This window comes from Elusimicrobiota bacterium (genome assembly GCA_016788905.1).
GTDB lineage: Bacteria > Elusimicrobiota > Elusimicrobia > FEN-1173 > FEN-1173 > JADKHR01.
On the sequence record JAEURZ010000070.1, the window covers coordinates 1 to 558 of the forward strand.

1 protein-coding gene is annotated in these 558 nt (G+C 46.2%); it reads left to right on the top strand.

The window, feature by feature from the left end; all coding sequences use genetic code 11:
• The first annotated feature begins 178 nt into the window (after window positions 1-178).
• The gene (locus JNK54_10845) at window positions 179-472 is read left to right on the top strand and encodes a hypothetical protein (protein ID MBL8024752.1); all 294 of its coding nucleotides are present in this window, start codon (window positions 179-181) and stop codon (window positions 470-472) included.
• Window positions 473-558: the final 86 nt, after the last annotated feature.

Sequence of the window (558 nt, forward strand, 5' to 3'; positions counted from 1 at the left end):
TGTCGTTTCGATCAAAGGAGATGTCGAGGAAATCGATTCAAATATTTCAAAATTCCTTTTAGTTGAACAGGAAATCATGGATCAGTCAGCGGAGGGAGGGGTCTTAAAGGGCTATTGCGAAGGTGGTGAATTACAAAAATTAACAGCGGAGTTTCTGGGGGAAACTGGGAGGGCGATCATGCATTTCTACCTAAAGAACGGAAAATTGATTTTTGCTGTAGACCAGGTGGAGAACTTCGACCGACCCATCACCGCCGGTAAAGTCAAGCCCGTGTCTAACAAAAAGAAATCTTTCTTCGTCGCCAATGGGAAACTTATAGCGGCAGAGGGAAACGCTGAGGAATGGGATAATTCCCGGGAGATCATGAAGGATTTTAACGAATTCAAGGAACGGATCGAATGCGAGAGAGGAGACAGAGAGGGAAATGGGGGACGTTCTCAACGTGTGCCGAGCGAGCTGACAGAACCGTAACGGTGAAAATCCGAAAGGGGGGAGAGGGACACGTTCTCAACTAATCAACTAAGCTGACTGTGTGCGTTGAAATGTTTATTATTGGG